3 protein-coding genes are annotated in these 22,645 nt (G+C 53.7%); 2 read left to right on the top strand and 1 reads right to left on the bottom strand.

Annotation, left to right across the window (positions count from 1 at the left end):
• Positions 1-54: 54 nt before the first annotated feature.
• Entirely contained in the window at positions 55-1,140 is a 1,086-nt protein-coding gene (locus RIB44_20775) for a response regulator (GenBank protein ID MEQ8619016.1), read from the bottom strand.
• Positions 1,141-1,506: 366 nt separating this feature from the next.
• Here RIB44_20775 and RIB44_20770 point away from each other — a divergent pair, with 366 nt between their 5' ends.
• A complete protein-coding gene (locus RIB44_20770; GenBank protein ID MEQ8619015.1) occupies positions 1,507-19,443 on the top strand; it encodes a choice-of-anchor Q domain-containing protein in 17,937 nt (5,978 codons plus the stop codon).
• 1,261 nt (positions 19,444-20,704) lie between these two features.
• On the top strand, positions 20,705-22,354 hold the full coding sequence (locus tag RIB44_20765) for a hypothetical protein (GenBank protein MEQ8619014.1): 1,650 nt from the start codon (positions 20,705-20,707) through the stop codon (positions 22,352-22,354).
• The last annotated feature ends 291 nt before the right edge of the window (positions 22,355-22,645 follow it).

The raw sequence follows: 22,645 nt of genomic DNA, 5'->3' as shown, positions 1-22,645 counted from the left end.
TGGGGGTACGGACTGTGCCCTGAAATCCTATCGGCTCACACGAGAAGGGTGCATTTAAGCACAACCCCGTGAGGAATCATATCGGTCTAAACGATCCGTTGGAATAAGACACTGGATCGAGGTCCCCCTGCCGGGCTGGGAGTTAATGAGGAGCTTGCCACCAATGGACATGGCACGGTGAGCCATTGAGCGCAATCCTAAGTGAGATCGAGAATTCAATGTGGTCTTCGGATCAAATCCGCACCCATCGTCGTCGATCCTTAGCAAGACACGGCGTGGACCCTCCTTTAGTGAGAGCAAGATTCGTTTGGCCCCCGAATGACGTACCGCGTTGTGCAGCGCTTCTTGGCTGATGCGATAGAGCTGTAAACTGAGATGTCCTGCTGGGATTCTCAGTCTAGCGGGGCCTTCGAAGCGGCATTCCAGTCCTTGGGCACTCTTCCACTGTTGGGTGAGTTGTACCAAGGCACCGGTCAATCCTAGTTGTTCGAGTTCTGGAGGTGCCAGGCCAGCAATAGCCGCATTTACTTGGCCCTGTAGGGCAACTAGGGTTTCACAAAGCTCTTTCGCCTTTGGAGTAAGTACGTTCGATTGTTCTGCCAGCTGACGCTGCAAACTCTGGGCCGTCACCCCTGCGGCAGTGAGCGTTTGGTTGACCCCATCGTGCAGATCATTGGCGATGCGAAGCTGTGCTTCGGTATCGGCCTGCATCTGAGCTTCCTGGCTCTCTCGAACCCGAGTGAGCAATTGGGAACGTTCCATCGCATGGCGGATTGCAGGACCTAACAGGCCATCGCCTAACCGTGACTTAGGGAGGTAATCCTGGGCACCTGCTGCGATCAATTGTTTTCCGATCTCGTCATCATTAATGCCTGTTAGCACGACGATGGGTAAATCTTCGGTTTCTTCTACGAAACGTTTGAGCGTTGAATTTCCCTCGCTGTCAGGTAGATGGAGATCTAGTAAGACGATGTCGTAGTTGCGCTCATGAGTCAGTTCGAGAGCCTTTTGTAGGTCCTCGACATGAGTGATTTCGAATCGTTCACCAGAGTCACTTTCTAACTCACGTTGGACAGCCTGCGCATCGATTGCGTCATCTTCGACGAGCAACAAGTGCTCGACGGTTGGTGGGGAGTGCATCGTTGTCTGTTCCTCATCGGCAGAAGAGCGATGTTAAGCTGGGCAGTTCCGTATTGCCAACAATCACGCCGAGTGAGTCACAGTGACGTGCTTCACTCATAGGTGTAATGTGCTTAATACCCACAAGTTAAGGCATCTTATCGGTGGTGCAAGAAGCATTTTTGGGCCAACAATGAAACTGATTCTGTAAGGCTCGGCAGAGCCAATTATTTTGGACTTTTTGGGTCGTTTGTGGTCGAAGCGCTTACAAGGAAATTTTTGACTTCTGGTAGAACGTGACGGCCGACTCAGCTTACGTCTTATTCTTTAAGCTGATTCCGGCGAGTTCAGATTAGGGTAAACACCCCAAGCTCAACCGGATCTCAAATGCGTAGCTATCCCTCTTGTTGGAACAAAACTCTCACGAAACTTGGCTTCAAGCGAGTTTTCAAAAAGCGTAAACCAAAGAAGTTGCAACTCGGTCGGCACTCACTGATTGAGCAACTCGAGCCACGACAGATGTTGGCAGCGGATACTTATGTGGTGTCGACGCTAGAGGATGTCTCTGTTGCAGGCACGTCCACGGACGATCAGTGGAGTTTGCGCGAAGCATTAGCCGACTCTGCGAATGACCCAACGCACCAAGCCGGAGAGCGGGACACAATCAAGTTCGCTCCCCTTTTGTGGAATGGAACCATCGAGTTGGATGCGGCGCTAAGCCAACTAGTTGTCGACAGTGATGTGACCATTGAAGGGCCCGGAGCTGATCTGCTCACGATCGACGCCAAAGGGAACAATCGGGTATTTAGGACGTACCCTGGTAATGAAGTCACCATCGAAGGAGTCACGATTACGGGAGGCTCTTCCGGTTCCCACGGAGGAGGTATCTACAACGAAGCCGAGCTGGACTTAATCGAAGTCGTCATCACCGGTAACCAAACTGTGGGAACCAACAAACATGGTGGCGGGCTCTATAACCAGAGCGGCAGTGTGCAGATCATCGACTCGTTGATCTCGAACAACCATGCTGCAAAGAACGGCGGCGGCATCTTCTTCCGAGCTTATGGGGACGACACCCTAGAAATGGTTCGTTCGACCCTCGCCAACAACACGACCGTTGGTGGTGGTCGTGGAGGTGGACTCCTGCTTTACGCATTTGGCTCAGATACAAGCTCAGCGACCCTGGTCGATACAACCGTCAGTGGGAACCAGGCACTGATCGGCGCGGGGATCATGACTAGCGGCTCCCCTTCGTTAACACTGATCAATTCAACGGTAACAGCGAATATCGTCACTCAGGACTCGGCAGGAGTACTCAATAATCTAAACGACGCCGATGTCACGTTGTTCAATTCCATTGTGGCAGGGAATATTGGGGGCATTGCGAATACGCGAGATCTGGCCCGCGGAGTCGACGTAAGCAGTGCCAACAACTTGATTGGTCGACATTATGCCGCAGGCATCGACACATTACAGAACGAGATGCTCGACGCCAATGAAAGTCCCGAACTCCTGCCGCTGGGAAATTATGGCGGACCTGTCCCGACGCACATGCCTACATCAGATAGCCGTGCGAAGGATGGAGGAGATGAGCTTCACTATCAGTCTACGCCGAATCCAGGGACGCAGCACTACTTGGATCGCGTCGTCGGCTCCTCGATTGATATTGGTGCTCATGAGTATGGAGCGAAGCCGATTCTTGCGGATAAGCCGTTTGAGCTTGAGACACTTATCAGTCCGACCTATCCAGCCGAAGCACGGGTCGCAACAAACGCACAAGGCAAATCAATCGCTGTTTGGAAGGACGATGGCAGTGAGGGTGTTGGCGTCTACGCTCAACTAATCAACCCCGATGGTGCTGCCGCGAGCCAGCCTCGAATGGTTGATTTGGGCACCGAATCGATCGCGGTTGCCACCTGGAATGCCGCGATTGATGATCGTGGACGCTTTGCCGTTGCTTGGAAAGGCCACGACGGTAGTAACTTCAAATTGTACTTGCGGCGATACCAGTCAGATGGCACTCCCATCGATCAACTTCCCGTTGAAGTCACTACGGACCCAATGAACCACCATGCACCTTCGATTGTCACCAATGCAAGTGGCCAAACCGTCATCTCTTGGCAGGCTGCCAATGGTGATTTGATGTTTCGGCGATACACGACTTCAGGCCTGTCACTCGATGCGGCACCGCGACTTGCACAAATCGACGATGGTAATGCGATCCAAACCAGCTTGGGTGGGAGACATGCGGCCATTGATCAGGACGGCAGCTTCTACCTCATTTGGTCGCAATCAGAAGGTGCTGGTGAACGAGCAGGCTTGATGCGTCATTACTCGGCAGGAGGGAATCCAGTCGGAAGTGCGCTGAAATACGAATCAACCTCTTCACCAATTGGTGGTGCTGATGACGAAACCCTTGTCACTCCAAGCTTTTTGGTGAGCAGCAGCGCAGCGAATCATGAGGTCACCCCTTACGACGTTGCCATCGACGCAGAGGGAAGGGTTACGGTTGCCTGGTATCGTAAAGCAGGCTGGACGCTCACCAGCAGTCATGATTATCTGCGTGAGGAAGATCGCCTGTTAATGCGTCAATACGACGACCAGAGTGGATGGGGCGAACACATCGAAGTAGCAAGGGGAAGTACTCTCGACAACCTTGGCATAACCACTGGGCAAGTCCCCAACTTCACGCAGACCTTGACGCTCGATCGCCCCGGATTGGCCGTCGATAATTTGGGACGGATTGGCATTGCTTGGAAGAGCGCAAGTTCCTACTTCGTTCAGTCCAACTACGACCCCAGCATTCTTCTTGAAGCGGATTACTCTCCTGAAGAGATCGTTATCGGAGGAGGGTCAGAAAGTGCCATTCAGATTCGCTGGTACGAGAAGGACGGCCAAACGTATTCCAACAGCAATGTTGTCCTTAGCGGTAGTGAAGGGCCCGGAAATAGCATCGGGAAACCTTCGCTTTCGACCAACGGAGTCGGTGAATTCTTCTTGGCGACTCAAGACGGCAACCAACTCTCTGCCCAACGGTTCCAACTCACCAAGCCGATCGAGCTTGTCGAGGGCCAACTGCGAATCAATGATATCTTTTCGCAGTTCAAAGACATTACCGTGGCGACAGCACCCATTGAGGGAGTGCGCTACGTCACTCTCAACGGTCAGGTGACCGACATCCTCGCTAGCGAGGTGACGTCGATCGACATCACGGCTGGCAGCAGTGACAATCGGATTGATCTGAGCCGGGTTAGCGAAGAGCACTTCCCGAGCCTAGTCATTAATGGAATCCCAGGAACCATAGAGATCCGTGGCGGTGCTGGGGACGACACGATCTTCGGCACCGCACTCCGTGACACGATATATGGCGATGCTGGCAACGATGAGATCTTCGGCGGCGAAGACATCGATGCGATCTACGGTGGTGAAGGTGAAGACGTCCTGCAAGGCGGTGACGGCAATGACAACCTCTACGGAGAAGCAGGCAACGACCGCCTATTTGGAGGTGATGGTGACGACAGCTTAGAAGGTGGTGAAGGGGACGATCGGCTCGTTGGCAATGCAGGGGATGACACTCTAGAAGGTGAGGCCGGAGACGACTTATTGGAAGGTGGAAGTGGAACACTCGTTCTACTAGATGGAGGCGAGGGATCGGATCGCTACTTGCTTACTGAGAAAAGTGCCACCTATGTCTTGATCGTAGATGAAGGGACTGTTGGCATCGACGAAATTGATCTCTCTCAAACTCTTCTCGCGATACCTGACACCTACAACGCATCCGGTTTCCCAGCCGAGCTAGATCTCGACAGCAACACGGCTCAACCAGTCTTTGACGCAACTCTAGCGTCAGTAAATCTCACCATTGCAGTCGGTAGCCAGATCGAGAACGCAACGGGCACACGTTATCGCGACAAACTAACAGGGAGCACGTCTTCAAATGTCCTTCGTGGCGGTTTAGGCGACGACGTGTTGCTCGGCGGCGACGGTGCCGATGAACTGCTCGGCGAGGGTGGCGACGACACGCTCAACCCAGGCGGAACGCCAACCAATGAAGTGGACCTGTTGGTCGGTGGTTTTGGCGATGATGTCTATCAACTCTCCGACGACGTAACGACCACCGCTCGCATCAACGACGAAGCAGGTACCGACAAGATCGACCTCTCGACCTGGACGGGGACCGAGGGGGCAACGCTCGACTTGAGTCTCACGCCTGATGACGCTGCATACCAAACCCTACTCGAAGAAACTGACAACCCAAAGTTGCAGCTATCCAACTCAGGACTGGATCAAATCGAAGAGATTATTGGAACCGACAACGACGATGTCCTGATGGGCAATGACCTTGATAATGTAATTGCCAGCGGTGAGGGTTCGGACACGCTTGATGGAAAAAGCGGAAACAACATCCTGTTAGGGCAAAAAGGGTACGACGCTCTCGAAGTCGCTGACAACGTGGACGATGCTGAGGATGCGTCGATCGGCTACTTGGATGTTGGTTCAGGATGGATTCCTGCGGATGGCGGCTTCAATGGAGCGCAGCGTTCTGCGGACAATAACGACGTCGCCAATGAGGCGACCTGGAGTTTTACGGATCTCCCCGCAGGAGACTACGACGTCTACGTCACGTGGTCAGTCTCAGAAGGGACTCCTGGCAGTAGCGCGATTTACTCAGTAGGAAACGAAACATTTGCCGTCAGCCAAGCCGAAAATCCCTCAGGTAGCGTAGTCGGCGGAACGGCTTGGCATCGACTCGAAAACCCCCAAGCCAATAGCGAAGGCCGCTTTACAGTCGATAGCTCGGTCGACTTCACAGTAACGCTGGCTCACGATGCAGGTAATGGAGCGAGTGATGTCATTTACGCCGACGCAGTCCGCGTCGTACGTCGCAATCAGGCTCCGAGTATCACTCTGGGAACGCCTGCTGTAGGTCATGGAACCATTGACGGAGCGATTTGGGAAGTTGACAACGTCGCCGAGCTAGAGATTACCGTGGGAGACGGCGATGAAGATGCGTCCTTACTTGTTCTTGACGACTCGTTGACCAGTGTACCTGGAGTTTCGCTGGATCGAGTCGGGATGACCGCCGTCTGGAAACTCTCTTACGATGGCACCACGCTTGATAAGACGCATGCCATCATTCTGCAAGTCGCTGACGGCACCGACACGACCACCAAAACCGTTTACCTGCGAAACACCAATAGCACCAACCCCATCGCGATCGTCGACATCGACTCCCAAACCTCAGGTTTTGTCTTCAACCTCCACGAGGCAAACGACGACGATAACGATCCGCTCAAGACCCTAAGCGTCACGGTCAATGCCACCGTGGCTAACGGACTCGACAAGAAATTCTCGCTTGGCCCTGGCGCACCAGCAGGTGCAGACATTGATGGGAACGGTCTCCTCACGTGGTCCCCGACCGAGGATCAAGATGGCACCCACCAGATCGAAGTTCGCGTCACTGACACCGGTAATCCGCCATTGAGAGTTTCTGAGTGGATTACGGTCAATGTGGCCGATATCGATGATGTGCCTGTCTTGCCCTCTGACCCAGAACTTGTACACGATACGGGAATCGCTAACGACAGTCGTACGGCGGATGCCGCGTTGCGAGGTACAGTGACAAATGATGGATCTGTCGATCTCATTGAGATCGAAGTAGACTACGACAACAACGGCACTTATGACGAAGTTGTTCAGGTGGAGGCTTCCGAGGATGATCCTTCCCTGGGGTATTACACGATCAATCCTGAAGAATCTGACTTAGTCTTCGATGCGTCGAATACCGTAACGGTTCGTGCGCGGGAGTGGTCGGGGGCAAGCAGTAGCTACCTATACAGTGACCCCAGAGATATAGACTTTATTCCTGACCCTGACGCGCACGATCCACCTACGTTCGAGAGTGGGACACTCAAGCTTTCTAACGACACGGGAAGCATACCCAACAACACAATCGATCCCACCATCGAAGGCACCGTCCTCAATGATGGCGGAGAAGGGGCTGCCGAAGGGCTGACGGTACATTTTTTCAAGGAGAAAGGGGCGAATTATCCGGGCAATATAGGGCGCCCCAGCTACGGCTCTACCGAAACCGACGCCGATGGGAAGTTTAGTTTCTTGCCAGAGGGGTTGCTTGATGGGTTATCCGCTAGTGAGACTTTCAAGGATGTCAAAGTCTGGGTCGTCATCGAAGAGCCCTCGTCACTGACTGACGATGTGAATGCGATCGTCTTTTCAGCGGAGGATCCCGAAGACCCTGCCAACATCGAGTTCAGGCTCCACGAACAAAAAGCCCCAAATATTCACTCGTTCGGCATCAAGCCAGGTCACGACACAGGTGACGATGACACTAATGAAGTTACCAGTGATCCCTGGCTCAGCGGTCAGATTGATCTGAATGACGCTGCTTATTACGGGCCTGCCGAAGGCGTGATCATTGAGTTCTATCATGATGATGCCCAACCGACGGTTCTGTCAGGCGCAACCATTACCGATGCCAATGGCAACTTTGAGTATCTTCCGCCAGGATTGGATCACGGCGACACGGTCACAATCCGGGCTCGGGCTGTCGCCTGGGACGAGTACCGTCAAATTAAGCTCATCGGTGATTACTACGATGATGACGCAACGAACTCAGAGGTCGATCACTATACGTTCACTTACGACGAAATGGAAAATGATGAGACGACAGTCAGCCTTCTCGTCCTCGAGTACGATTCCAACAACGACGGAATTGTGGTCGATCCGCTCGTGACAGGGAAGATCAGCAATGACGGTCCAAATGACGGTTCAGCTGACAGCCTGCTCGTCGAATGGTATGTCGTTGTTGCCGGGGCCAACTTTGACCCGGATGTTCCTGATGATCCAGAAGACCCTATTCGTGTTGAAAGCGGCTTCGTGGTTACCGATGAGGAGGGGAACTTCGAGTTCCGCCCCCTCGACTTGGAGGACGACACCAACTACGACGTCTATTCGCGGGCCATTGAGTGGGATGGCTTGCGTACGCGAACCAATCAAGGTTCTCTGATTCGAGGTACTCTCAGCAATGCGGTTCCATTGAAGGTCAGCGCTAGTGCGGAGTCACCAGCAACGCTATCCGGCTATGAGCTGAGCTATAACACGGGCGATAATAGTGAAGACGGCAAGACCGCCGACCCCACAGTGAAAGGGACGGTCGACTATTTAGGAGACAAAGCGAACGTTATCGTCGAGCTTCGTTTGGGAGAATCGGACGAAACGATTGTTGAAGTGACTCCCGACGAACTGGGCAACTTCCAGTACACCATGCCGGGACTTATTGATGATGAGTTCTTCGACATTCAAGCGCGGGTACGAGTTCCGGACTACACCGCCAAAGCTCCCGAGTTTGAAGATGCATGGCTGAACGTTGATTCGGAAGGACTGCTCAGCGCTGATGGTTACCTAACCGGCTACACGTTTGATAATCCTGAAACCGAAGTCGATGAGTCCGGCTGGAGCCAGGATGCCGACGGCAATGGTGTCCCCGATATTTCCGATGCCTGGTTGAATGATCTGTTCGTTGGTGACGGCACGGAACTGGGAGGCGCCTGGTATGACAGCGACTTCACCCGTGATTGGGAAAAACTCTTCGAGGACTACACGACCGATTGGACAAGCCTCGACCGAGATCTTACTACTGAAGGGTTGCAGCAATATGAGCTCGACTTGGGAGATACCGCTCCATTTGTCATCCAGCTCGATGCTCAGAGCGACTATACGGACCCTACGATTTCGGGCGGACTCAAGCGATTCGGCGGAACTGAGATCGACAATGCTCAGCGCGAAGGCATCGCCATTGAGATTTCCTTCGACGGCGGAACCGAATTCGAAGCAGCAGCTATCACGGACGCCAACGGTAGCTTCTCCTACCAGCTTCCCAGCTATGTCGTCGGCACCAACACTTTCCATCTGCGCTTCCTACGGCCCCAATACGGTGCTGATGCAGTGCCGGATGGCCAAATCACGGCATCATTGACCATTGAGGCTGACGATACGCTTCCGACGCCCACGCTGGAATTGAAACACCCAAGAGATGAAGATGGCAATTATAGTGCACTTGACGCTATTGATCCGACCGTCATCGGAGCCCTGGGTGACGCGGCAGACCTTTCGTTGCGCAGGGTGCAGTTTGAGTATTCGTCAAACGGTACCACTTGGGACAATCTGCCCGATGGAAGTACCTTCACCGACAACGACGGCATTTTTGAGTTTACCCCCGAGGCGATCGAGTCGTACCTGACCGCTGCTGGGAATACGGATCGACACTTCGCGATTCGTGCGCGGGTCGTCGAGAAGTTCACCAGCGAGACGCCAGAGCCGTACGAGTATGAAGTCTTCGGTGAGTGGAGCGATGTGGTCGAATTCAAATCCACAGCCAACCAGTCGCCAACGGTTGAAACCTTCGAGTTAGCTTTCGATACAGGCCTCTTAGGCAACTCCTACGTAACCCTTGATCGAGTCACCAGCGATCCCACGCTCGTTGGCCGTGTTATCGACAGTGACAACACGGGCCACGCCAATGCGACCGTCGAGTTCAGCCTGGACGGTGGAGCGACCATCTTTGGAACCGCGATCACCGACTCCGATGGCAATTTCTACTATCAACCTGAGGGACTGACCGCCGGTCATCACGACATCGTTGTGCGGGTTCAAGAATACGACCCCGTGAAGGGAAGCTCGATTGACGACGGTTGGCACCCCCTTACGGCTACCGGTGACCCGTCCGATTCTGCGGGGCTCTTCACCGGATTTACGCTGATTGAGCCGTCACCGGCAACAGTAGATCTGCTTGAGCAGCCCGCTCTGAGCCATGGCGGCTATGATCCGACCGTCACCGGCAGCATTATCGATCCAGACACATTGGCAAACGTGACCGTTGATTTCTATCGCGATCCCGGTGGTGACAATGAGTTCTTGGGGAGTACGCTCGTTGATCGTGACGGTACGTTCTCGTTTACGCCAGTGGGCTTGTCATTCGGAACCAACATTACCATCAAGGCAGTGCCACGTGAGACGAATTACCTCACGGGCAATGCGTTAGTCGGAACGAGCCATTCCACTCAAGTCACCTTTAACTCTTACGGTCTCTCGAACAGTGACTTCAAAGTCGAAAACCACGATGTGGATCAGGCTACTGACTTCTTCACCTTAGAGGTTGGCGGGGCGGTCAAGGTTCCCAAAGACAGCGCCGACAACTACGAAACGGTCGCGCCTCGGTACGTTGAGGTACGAATCCTTGATAGCAACAATAACGACTCGCTGGTTCATCTGGGAATTGCCGAGATCGAATTCGATGCGCCTGACGAAACCAATACCGATACGGGTTATCGCTTCGACTACGACTACGATCTGAGGGGAGATGATTTGCCTGCGGAAGGTGATCTCCGAATTGAACTTCGTCCCGTCGGTGTCGATGTCAACGGCTTGGTATTCGGTGAAGCAGTCCCATTGGGTCAAAGTACCAACCCATTTGTGCCGCACCCCTATGAGATCCCAGTCTCTCAGATTATTCCACTCTCGGATAATGGGGATGACCTGGTTGTGGGCAAAGATGGAACGCACGTAAGAGCTTCTTTGGAAGGGACGATTGATCTGGCCTCAAGTATCGATGGGTATTCGGTCAGTAGCCGCGAAGTCGAGATCGATTACGACGGCGATGGAATTGCCGATGCGTCGATTGTGCTGGAAGACGGTCAGAGCGTCGTCAACCGCGAAGACTATGAGTTTGAAGGGCTTGAACCAGGTGAAGTGGTACTTTCTGCGCGAGCAATCACGACCCTTGAGAAAACCACCGTCGTTGACGGAGACGCGAACGTCCAGCGGATCGAAGGAGACTGGCAACCGATTGAGTTCACACTTGTCAATCCGGCACCTGCAGTAACGCCAGCAGATGGCCCTGCACCAGCCACTGAAGAAGAATTTGATCCGAGACTGCGTTTGGCCTATCCGCGTGAGGTTGTGGCAGGTGACGGTCCTGTCTCCTCCGACCCCACCATCCGCGGTACCATCACCACAGTTCTCTTGGCAAACCCAAATGCCGAAACCTCAGACACAACGAAGGTCCCCGTCGCGGGCATGACCGTTGAGATCGATCACAACGCTGACGGCGTGGCCGATGGAACGACGACCGTTGATAGTGAAGGGCGTTTTGAGTACACACCCACCGGAATCTCGGTAGGTGACGTAACGCTGAATATCCGCGCGATTGACTACTACAGCGATACACAGCCATTGATCGGGGACTGGTTGGAGTTCAGTTTCCAGTTGGCAGAAACCGCTCCTCCTACCGTCTCCCTGCTCGAATTGGAGCGTAGCGAAGGGACCAGGGACGTTTCCGATGTGGATCTACCCGTCTCGACTTACCCTGTCCTTACTGGCACGGTAGAGGTTCCCGAGGGTGTCGGGCAAGTCATCGTCGAGTTCGATCACGATGACGACGATCTGGCGGATGGCAGGGCAGATGCTGATTTGTTCGGGGCGTTTACGTACACTCCCGAAGAACTCGCTCATGGTCCCCAAACAATTCGCGCCAGGGCCGTGCTGATCAACGGTTCGGAACGAGTGATCGGTCTTTGGAGCGATGAGCTGGCTACCGATACGTCGCTGACCTTCTATCACGCGAGCGCGGAACCGGCAGTGGTTACCGATTTGTGGATCGAAGACATCGATGAAAACAACGAGAGCAAGAGCGGAGTCATTACAGGCCGTGTTACCGTCGGTGGCTATGGGCAGGCGGTCAAAGTAGCCGTCTATGTTGTCGGCGATACCGAACCGAACGGCCACACCTATGCTGATAGCAACGGTTTCTTCCGTTATCAGTTGAATGAGATAACAAAGGGATCGCACCAATTTGAAGTCGAAGGTTTGCTACCCGATCCAAGTGGGGTAGGAGACGTCCCTGGCAAGAACAAGCCAAAAATTACGATTAACTACCAGCCAGGACCGATTATCGTTCCACTTGCCAGCGACATTGAGTTCCGACTCGAACACGATACGGGTACAGTAGCAACCCATACCGCAAACCCAACCCTCTTTGGAAAGATTCCAACCACAAGCCTCACGACACAGGCTTACGCGCAGATCAAGTTGTCCACGGAGACTACTTTCTCCGACGATCCTGAGGATTGGGTTGCGATTAGGCCCGATGGTACGTTCACGTATTTGCCCGAAGAGCTAGACCCCGGGGTGAGCTACACGTTTGACATGCGTGTCGCAATGTGGAATCCGGACTATGCCGATCCAAACCTAAAGTATCTCTACAGTAATAACGATGGCACTTGGTCCACGAGCGTCGACATCGTGGTCGACGTCACCGACAATACGGCTGCTTACTTTATTGAGGATCCAGCGAACACCGAGGAAGACGACAGAAAAGGCTTCCGATTGCGGTATAACACAGCTGCTTCGGGTTCCGTCGAACAGTCTGCCGAGCCGATCTTTGTGGGTACGATCGAGAACGATGGCCGAAAGGGTGGACTAACCATCGAGTTCGATCACAACGGAGACGGTGTGGTCGATGGCACCACGCTCACTCGTGAGGATGGCAGCTTCCAATACAATGCGGTCGGATTGGAGCCAGGGGAGCTGACTCAGACAATCACGGCCATCATTCGCGAGACGGACTACTACGGTAACGAGCGGACGAGCACGATCGCTTCGCTTGATTTTATTCTCACGCGAGCGCCGCTAGTTGAGGAACTCAACTACCTTGCTTCGACAGACAGTGTTGATGGTGAGCTTCACTATCCCGTCGCGGTTGCCACGGGCGATCTGAAGGTGGAGTACTACCTGTTTGGTAGCGCGTTTGATCGTCCTGAACTAGCAGAGGACTGGTGGAGCTACGGCAACTACGAGCTTTCCACAGAAACACAGTTCGTGGCCGATGCCGATGGTGGAACGTTTACGATTGGCTTGCCAGCTTCCTCCTTCGGAACTGCAAGCGTCTTAGTGCGTGGCGTCGATCTCTCAGACGCAAATGAACCAATTCACGGTCCCTGGCAGGCTTTGCATTTTGAGAAGACCAACGACCAATCAAACTATGAGACCGAACAGTTCACCGACCTGGATTTCTCTGAATCAGATGAGACAGTGAACCAAACCGATCCCGATTATCCAATTGTCACCGATCCTGCCATCTCCGGGCGAGCTGCCATCGTTCAAGACAATGGCGGTGGACAGACAATCCTTGGCGGAATTGCCTACGGGATCGTTCAGCTTGAAGTCTTCGCCGCAGACGACCAGACCGGGACTCCGGTAACAACGCAGCGTGTCGCTACCGACCAAGATGGATACTTCCAATTCAGTCCAAACGTAGCGTTGGGACAATATGACTACGAACTGCGAATGGTTCATTTTAACGAGGTGACACAAACTGAGTCACTCGGATTTGCAACCCCCATGAAGTTCCAACTCGAAAACGGAACGACGGCGAGGGTTGATACCTTTGATCGCTTAGCAGGGGCTGCCGATGACGATCCGACCGTCGAGGGGACGATTACCAACCCCGATGGACGAAAGGGCGGGCTACGAGTTGAGTTTTCTACCGGCATCGATTCGAGCGAAACGGTTATCGGAGCAACGATTACCCGCCCTGATGGCACGTTCAGCTTCACGCCGCACAACTTAATTCCTGGAACGATCACACTTTACGCGAGAGTGGTCGATTGGGACCCGGTCAGTTCTGAATACGCCTCCCCTGACTTCACGCAAGCGAACGTGACCGCAGGCACCGTTAAAGAAGCCCAGTTCGATCTCTCGGCTGCCTCTACCGAACAGCCCGAGTTGGAAGGAACCGATAGTCAGACGCCCGAATTCGTTCAGGAGGCGCTCAGAGAACTCGTCTTTGCCACCCTGGATGAGCTCGACACCAACCATCAGGTTCTCGGGAAAGAAACAACGACCGGCACCTTGGATCTCGGTTTCGGCGAGGCGGCTCTCCTAGCGGGTGATGACATTGCCGAAGCGGCTGCCGCACCCGTTGATGTCTACGCGGCAGGCACATCGTTCAGCTTGACCACGGTGTCGGATCAGGCGCCAGACGGAACGCACTATCCAAAGAGCCTTTCGACAACGCTTCCTGGCGGTAACGTCTCTGTCTCCCTATTGAGGCACGTCGAAGATCAAGGAAACGATACTTATTCAATTAACTACTTGCTGTTCCTCGAATTTCACGGCTATGAAACCACCCAAACGGTTCCTGATCCTGCCGGAGGTGATCGCGATGTGGTAATCGAGCTTAACGGTAACTATCAGTTCCGGTTCGAAACGGCCACCGATTTGATCGTCAACACAGTCGACGACACTTATAGCGGCACCTACGACCTTTTTGAGGAAGATGCTGAGTTTGCTTATGCGGTTCGTCCCGCCAGCACAGGCGATCCACTTCCGGTCGAGGCTCGGGGTTCAGAGAAGTTCACACATGAGCTTGCCAATGGTGAGACGGGAACTTTTGATACGGCCCTAGGTGTCGCCCACACCGCTAGCCACACTGAAACCAATCGTCGCGAAGAGCAACGCAACGATACGGTGGTTGTCACAAGCCAATTCGAGAACCAAATCACCACCGTAACGACCACGACCATTGAGAACATCATTGTCGTGGAAACGATTACCCGTACGGGAGAACTCGGCTCTTCGGGCAACATTACCAATCTCGTCAGCGAATCTTACGATGCGTACGCGACCGTTGACTCTCAAGTTACGGTTACGACCGTGTATGAAACGCTCTACGATGGGCAAGGTGAATCAGAGAACGGTAACGACTCGGTCACCAATGGCCTGCTTTACAACGGAACGATCTCTGTCGACACGACGTACTCAGGCGATACGGAAACAAGCAATTTCACTCTTGGTGAAAACAGCTACGCAACGGTGAACTTCTCAGGCAGTGGTTCCTCGCACACCGTTGGAGCAGGGGGTTCTGCTGGCAGCATTAGTCGTAGTGAAACATGGCACTATGGTGGTCACGGATACTCGAGTGAGACCTATCAAGTCGGCGGTACAGTAACCACGATAACGAACGGCAGCAATTCAACTGAAACCCTGCGGGCAAGTGGTTACTCCAACTCCAGCTTCTACCAGACCGCTCACGGCGGCGGGTCGGGGACGTTTGGCTCTAATAGTGGCCCAGATAATTCAACTAGCGGTAGTGGAGGTGGAACGTTCCTGCAAACTTCAGGAGGTGGCGGTCGGCGGAATGCCACCATCAACGCCGTCGATGAGGTCTTTACGATCGTCGGGTCAGGTGGTGGGCGATCCAACGCAAGTAGCTCCAGTACCTCCTATGGCACGAGTCGATCAACCTCGACCTCCGATACCGATCAAGCCAAAATCACAACCACAGCCAATTCGCGTTCGCGTCAAGCAGGCGGTGGTTCGGTCAACACCCGCGGGAACTACGACTTCACGACCACTGATCAAGGACAACGTGTCACAGGGAACTTCGGGATCACGCTCGACGTGAACGGCGGTGGCGGCAGTAGTGTGACCGGTAAGACGATAGTCAACCCTAAAGACGAGCCTTCCTACACCGTTCCGTTCAACGATGGCTCAGCGAGTAGCTATGGTCTGATCGTTTCGCATCAGGGCAACTACACGATCAACACTCTGGGTGACGAGCCAATCAACAAGTCCAGCGGAACGGTCAAGCGAACCGAGACCACTGGCAGTCGTGGCAGCAGTTTTGGCGGGGTCGCGGGAATGATCGATGTCCCTGCTGGAGGCGGTGATAACTGTAACGTCCCATTCGGGCCAGGTTCCGAACATGGCTGCCATAACGAGCCAGGGCAGCGCTACCTCAAGGCGAGCAGCTCTAGCTTCAACCTCTCCAAAGGGACGCGAGATATCGTCGAAAGCGAAGAATACGATTACTCGACGAACAACGGGGCTACGACACGTCGAGGCACCTTCGACAACTCGGATCGGTCAACGAGCGAATCGCTCGAACAGTTCCGGTATAGCGACCCGAATCTCACCTACAAGTACCGGAGCGATTCAGGGGGTAGCAGCAACGATTCAACCGATGGGAATTTCAACGAGGCGAGTGGTACCCCCGAATCCCAGGGACGCCGTGCGCAGGTGAACGGCACAACTGACCAACGTGGGAACTCCGCAGAAGAGATCAGCTTCCGCTACACCTCTCCTGACAGCTCCACGGGCAACAGCAGCTTTAGCTCCGGCTACTCCAACAGCAAAGGCACCAGCAAATCGGACGGCAGCGGCTCAAGCAGCATTAATAACGATGAAGTCACACGAAACGGTGGCGAGGGTGGCTTCGACGGCCAAAGCCGCGTCGGCTCAGGAGGAACGAGTTTCGCGGTCTACACCAGCCCTGACGGCACGAACTTCTCATTGAACTTTAGCACTGGCAGTGGCACTGGCAACGCTCGCGGCGATTCTGACAGTAAGAGCGCAGGAGGAAGCGACGCCAACGAATCAGGCAGTGCGAGCGCCCGTACCAACAGTACCAGCAAAGGGCGTGGCAAAACGGTCAACTTCAGCATCACGACCGAACCCGAGGCCACGACCATCACGAGGGTCATCTCCGGCGGCAAGAGTGACGGGAACAGTAAAGGAGATTCTTCAGGCGACATCACTCCGGGAGACGACGTCTTCAATGTGAGCAACGAGCAAGGTGGCGAGAGTGAGGGCTCGACGACCCAGACGATTGATCGGTTTGGCAATACCTTCCGCAGTCACAGCAGCTACACCAGCTTCGGTGACAGTGGTGGCAAGCGCGGATTCGGAGGTGACGTCATCCAGCGTGAGGGTGGTGGATCCCTGCGGGATGGGACCGTTACCGAAGAAGGTAACGGCAGCGGGGGCGGCTTCGGTAAGGATTACAACTTCTCGTTCGACTTGGCCACTGGGAGTGTCTCCTGGGATCGGACGGTTTTCGATAACGAGAACGGCGGCAACAACGATAGCAGCACGGAGGTTGATGATCGTTCAGGCGACCAAACCGGCTCGGGTAGTGTTGGGGGTAACGCTGGAGGCAACACCACCCAGACCGGAGGCACGTTCAAGTTGATCAACGGAGGCTTTACTCTCTCCACGTACAAGAACACTCACGATACGAATTCCACGCTCGATACAAGCGGCGGCTTCAGTTTCCTGGGAGGCGTGATCACCTACACCAATCCTTCGGTGACCGAGTATACCGAAGAGCGGACGAAGAACGAGAAGTGGTACAAGCAGCGGAAGGCGATTGACAACGGACTATATCGGGATGATCTCGATCACATCGACCGCCATAACGTGTACCGATTCGACGTCTTTGTCACTCAGACCGATGGCAACGATCCCCAGCAAACAGAGTTTACCCTTACGACCAAGGACGAGATCAGGCGTGACATCAAGCATCCTCTCGACGAGAGAATCCAAACGCTGACCACTATCAGTAATACCCATCAGCAAACGTATACGCTCCAAGGAAATCAAGAGTCACTAGCGATTGATCGAGACTTCATGACCAAGGTTGTCGCGGATCAAGGGGGCAGTGACGACATCACCCTGGCTGACGAAAGCAACTACTCGGGACAACTCTACGAGTGGGTCAGAACGGATATTAACCGTGAGACGAGTTCCTACATGAGTCAGCATCGCGTTGGCTCCGACGGGCTTGTCTCGGGTGGACAGCTTCAAGCAAGCGGCACCGAGACCGCGTTTTCGCACATCAAGGGAACCGGGGGCGACCCGTCACTTTCGATTACTGCGCCAGGCCCGAATGATGTCGAAGGCCCCTTGGGTTATACGGACAGCACTTCGTACCATTACCTCGAATATGAGAGCCTCAGTACCGCGTCCGCCGAAGAGCAGGGCGGCTACTGGGATGCTCTTGACGACTCTGGCCAACCCTCGCGACGTGGCAGTGGCAGCTACACGCAAGTGTTCGAGTACAAGCATGGTACCACGGGGCAAACTGGGCATAGTACACGGTTAGAAAAGTGGCATGACGAAAGCGACACCTCTACTCCCGATTGGGTCAAGGTGTACCACGACAAGTCGGTTAATACCACGGACTCCAAGTATCGCCAGCGGCGGGTGATCAAGGGGAGCTATGCACCGAAGAGTTCTGACGAGCAGGTCGTTGTAGACTCGATTACCGCGGAGTTGACAACAGAGGGAAGGACTTGGAAGTACGGGCTCGGTGACAACCCCTACGAAGAACGCGACATTGACGAAGACCGCTACACCAAAGAACAAGCCGCCGACGGCTCGGGTGAAGTTCACAGGTGGGAGACGACCAACTGCACCTCGTCGCAAAACGGCTGCGACAATCCAACGACCACGGGCCACGATGGTCTTCCCTCGTATTACAACTCTGAGTTGGTTGAGCACATCGAGTATGACGCGCCGGTGAGCGATGGAACTGGCGGGGCGGATGAGCCCCAGCAGACCGTCCGGGCGATGAGTGAGAGTGAGGGGGGTGGGGACGGAGTTAATGAAGTCGTTGATGGAGTCAATTTAATCCAAGAAATCAAGTCGCTTGAGTACAAGAAGAAGTCAATTGAGAGTGACATAGAAGAATTGTCTAATGTTTGGTTCTCGTCCTTGAGAAATGGGACAGCGATAACGAATAGACAACTTGAGCTTGCGGCAGTTAGCGGTGAGCTTGCTTCTGCACAAGCAAGGCTCAATCGCGACCATGCGGATACTGTCGTACCATCAGGCGTTGTGTCAGGCCCGTTGGGACAAGAGGAGTTCAACATTACCGGAGGCGTCGGTATCGATGCGCTGAGGCAACTAGAAAAAACTCGCAAGGCGTGGTCGAGGTCGCATGCAAGCTACCAAGCGATGCTGAATTACAATTATGCGGACCATATCCCTAGTGCTGCCGATGAAGCCCTGAGGGCTTCTTGGAGTCCTGGAGACCTCGCTGCTATCATCGCATCAGGCGCGACTCGTATAGCTGCTGAGGAAGCATTTAGTGAAGCGACCGGGCTTCCATTCTTCAACCCAAGACCTTCGTTCGGGAAGGGGAAGCTGGACCCCAGAGTAATAGATGATGCTGCTACAAGTCAGCCGTCTCGAAAAGTTTACCATCAAGGGGACTTGTCGAGTGGAATTGATGATTCACGATACTTGTCAACGAGCCCCGACAGAGATTTAGGACACTATAATCCATCTGGACAACTATACGAGTTTGACATCCCCGCAGATGTGTATCGTGAATGGGAATTCAATGGTTCCTTGCAAAGGATCAATGATTTGCACGAGCCATCTGGTATAGTAACTCCAGAAGTTAGAATTCTTCCTCCATCTTCTGGACAGATGCGTGAATACATGAAGAAATTAGGAGAGTGATATGCTCTGCTGTCATGGGTTGAACAATATGCTTGCATCCGCTGGCGAGCGTGGACTCTCAATAGTAGTTGGTGAACGACTTCCCGGCGGGTATGGATTTTACCTTCAGTCACGAGGAGTGGATTATTCAAAAATAGATGTGCTTAGAGCCAATCCTGGCGAACGTGACCTCATGATCAATATAGAGTGCCAAATGGGTGTGAAGTTTTGCCCATGGTGCGGAGCTAATCTAGTTGAGCTTTCTGCCCAGCGAAGAAGCGAACTGCAGGAACTTGCGAGGAAACATAAGAAGTACGATATCGAGTAATTTAGTGGAGGAATAAAGGCGTAGCGTTCTAAAACTCAGCCGGCTCATTAGTTCTTTGACAACTCAACGATTCCCCGGAATTCTAGCGTCCGTTTACCAGTTTTAGCTAGCCATTACGCGGCCCAGTGAAGCTGTTTCTGAGCACGGTTGCAATCCTCACTTCGCTCCGAGACCCTGGCGAAACTTCTCAACTGCGTTTGGTCGCTCGTTTCCCTAAAATGCACGTACCGGAAGTTCTCAACGCGTGCTTCCAGCAAGTCTCTGTCGTTCAACTCACCCACGCAAGCAGACTTCACCGAGCAAAAGTCTCTTCCCTGAGCGACTGACAATTCACCACGACACCTAAGAATAAAAGGACTTAGCCCAAGAGCAAACTTTCCCTAGTGAGAGACTTTTGCACGCCGAAAGCGACCCAGCGTGCAAAAGTCCCCCGGCTAGCGGCTCTATGGTTATCGAGCAAGGAAAAGTGAATAAATAAAAGTGCCAGGAACCGTCTCGCTATGAGCAAGTAAACGTCCCAAGAACCTTCGCGGCACGTTTGGTCAATCGTCTCGCGGCAGCAGCTTCCGTAGCGCTTCGATTGCGGCGGTGGAGAGATCTTCCGGAGGAAGGGCTTTGGACACAGGGGCACCGGTGGTCACTCGCCGAGAAGTAGCAAAGCCTCGACCCGAACCAAATGAAAAAACGTATCGGACACCGGCAGCGCCACCACGGACTTCACGACACGCTCCCGCGGATGACCCGACTCCACGGTATTTGAGCGCAGGCAGTGGCAACGACCCATTTTCGAAAACTGCCAAGCGAAACGTGTTGTCTACACTCCGAGTATGGAGGCATAGAAGAATATTTCACAACCAGTTCGCAATCCTTATTGCATATCGCTTTCCGATGACTGACTATGGATAGCACCAACCAGATGCCACACTTTCCTGAACCGATACCTTGGAAATGCTCATGACATCAAGAATCCTTCCGCTAACGACCATTTGTCTGATACTTTTTCTATCTCGTCCGATTCGGGGAGCGGTCGCCACCTCCAGCAGACCGCCCCAACCGGTGCTTATTACGGGTCAAACCGCTCCCGGGCTTGGTGACTTTGAGCTTTCCAGTTTCCTGGATAGTGCTATTAACGACCTAGGACATGTCGTGATTAACGGCAGGGAAGAAGACCCCCAGGTAACGGGTAGTGGTCGATGGGCCCTTTATGCTGGTCCCGTAGGGAACATAAGGGCCGTGGTCCGTGAGGGAGATTCGCTGCCCGGATTTCCTTTTAATACTGGAGAAGTAGAAAGCATAGGAAGCCTAGCGGCCATTGATCCTCTTGGTCAGGTTTCCTTTAATGCCCGAGTGAGTGGACCTAGTATCAGTCAATATGAAAATGAGGGATTGTGGACCGAGGTTGACGGAGAGTTGCAGTTAGTTCTCAAAGAAGGGACGAGCTTCCTAGGAGTCGATCCGTCGGTTCACTTTAACACGAGCACCGCTGGGGTGTTGCAGTCGGGTGACTATCGACTTTGGCTCGCCTTCAATTCCAATCCTGACATTCCTCCAGAGCAAAGATCTCGGCGAACACTTTGGTTCAGTTCTGGGGATACTGCCAGTTTGATAGCGCTAGGCGGAGAAGTTCCTGATCGGAGTGTTGGTGTATCTCCCCGCGAGGCGACGTACAGTAGGTTTGCCCGCCAGGCTTTGAACGCCTCTGGGCAGTTTGTGGTGACAGGTACCATCAACGCCCCGATCGCTTCAACGTTAATCAATGACATTCTGTATACGAACGTTGATGGCGAATTCGTGGCATTGGTGCAAGAATCGGATTCTCTTCCGAGCCCCTATTCGGGCGATTTTGATGAGGTTGGCAGCGCGAATATCAACAACGCGGGGACGATCGTCTTTCAAACCACCCTCAATTTGACCGAACCCGATGATGCGATTTTCGTCTACGAGCACGGGGAATTTCGAGCAGTTGCTTTCGACGGCCAAGTAGCACCTGGGGTAGCTCAACCGGCAGAGTTCGAGACCTTCGGCTCCCCCGTCATTAACGCAACTGGCCTGATTGCCTTTCCAGCGACCACAGATGACGGCCAGCCGTTCACCGACGATAAGGAGGGTATCTGGATCGAACGAGATGAAACCCTAGAGTTAGTGGTCGCCTCGGATGTACCGGTTCCGGGTTACGAGGACCTTGGCCAGTTTCGTTCCTTTGACACACCGGCGATGAACGACGACGGGCAGATTGCATTCACCGCGAGCTTTGGGTTAGACAGCCGTGGAAGTAGGAGTATTTGGGCAACCGATAAGCTGGGGAACCTCCACCTGATCGCAAGACAGGGCCAGTTGGTGGATGTCGACCCCAGCCCCCACCGCGAAGACTGGAGACAGATCCATAGTCTGTTTTTCGAAGATGAGACCGGTGGCGAAGATGGCCGCAGCTCTGGCTTCAATAACCGCGGACAAGTCGTCTTCCGTGCGGACTTCCGCGAAGGCGGCGCAGGCATCTTCCTGTCAAACGCTGCCGCTGTAATACCGGAGCCAAGCGGATTTGTCCTCGCGATATTCGGTATCGGTGCCTGTTTCGGACTCCGGAGAAGCGCTCAGCTTTCTTAATCACTGACAGACAAGCCCATTGCGCCGTCTCTTGCTGAGTCGATGACACGAATCTGACACAATGTGTGCCATTCAAACCCAAAGCTTCTGCTATCTTGTTGCCTTAGCCTTACCCACGATACCAGCAGTTTCCTCTGCTATTCCACACAAGTGTCCAACAAACGCTATCCTTTCGCCATGCATACTTGCTAGGTTCAAGTCCTAGCGAGGCAGCTTCTTTCCAATTGCTCTGTTTTGACTTCCCCCCCATTTCCTGGTCCATGAGGAATGTGAGATTTTTAGTATCTTGCA

The organism is Lacipirellulaceae bacterium, from assembly GCA_040218535.1.
Classification (GTDB): Bacteria; Planctomycetota; Planctomycetia; order Pirellulales; family Lacipirellulaceae; genus Adhaeretor.
This window is presented reverse-complemented; position numbering and strand designations above follow the sequence as displayed.

Bases quoted from the DNA above. Each gene is read 5' to 3' on its own strand.
- RIB44_20765 (MEQ8619014.1), top strand. From the start codon at position 20,705: ATGACATCAAGAATCCTTCCGCTAACGACCATTTGTCTGATACTTTTT.
- RIB44_20770 (MEQ8619015.1), top strand. From the start codon at position 1,507: ATGCGTAGCTATCCCTCTTGTTGGAACAAAACTCTCACGAAACTTGGC.
- RIB44_20775 (MEQ8619016.1), bottom strand. From the start codon at position 1,140: ATGCACTCCCCACCAACCGTCGAGCACTTGTTGCTCGTCGAAGATGAC.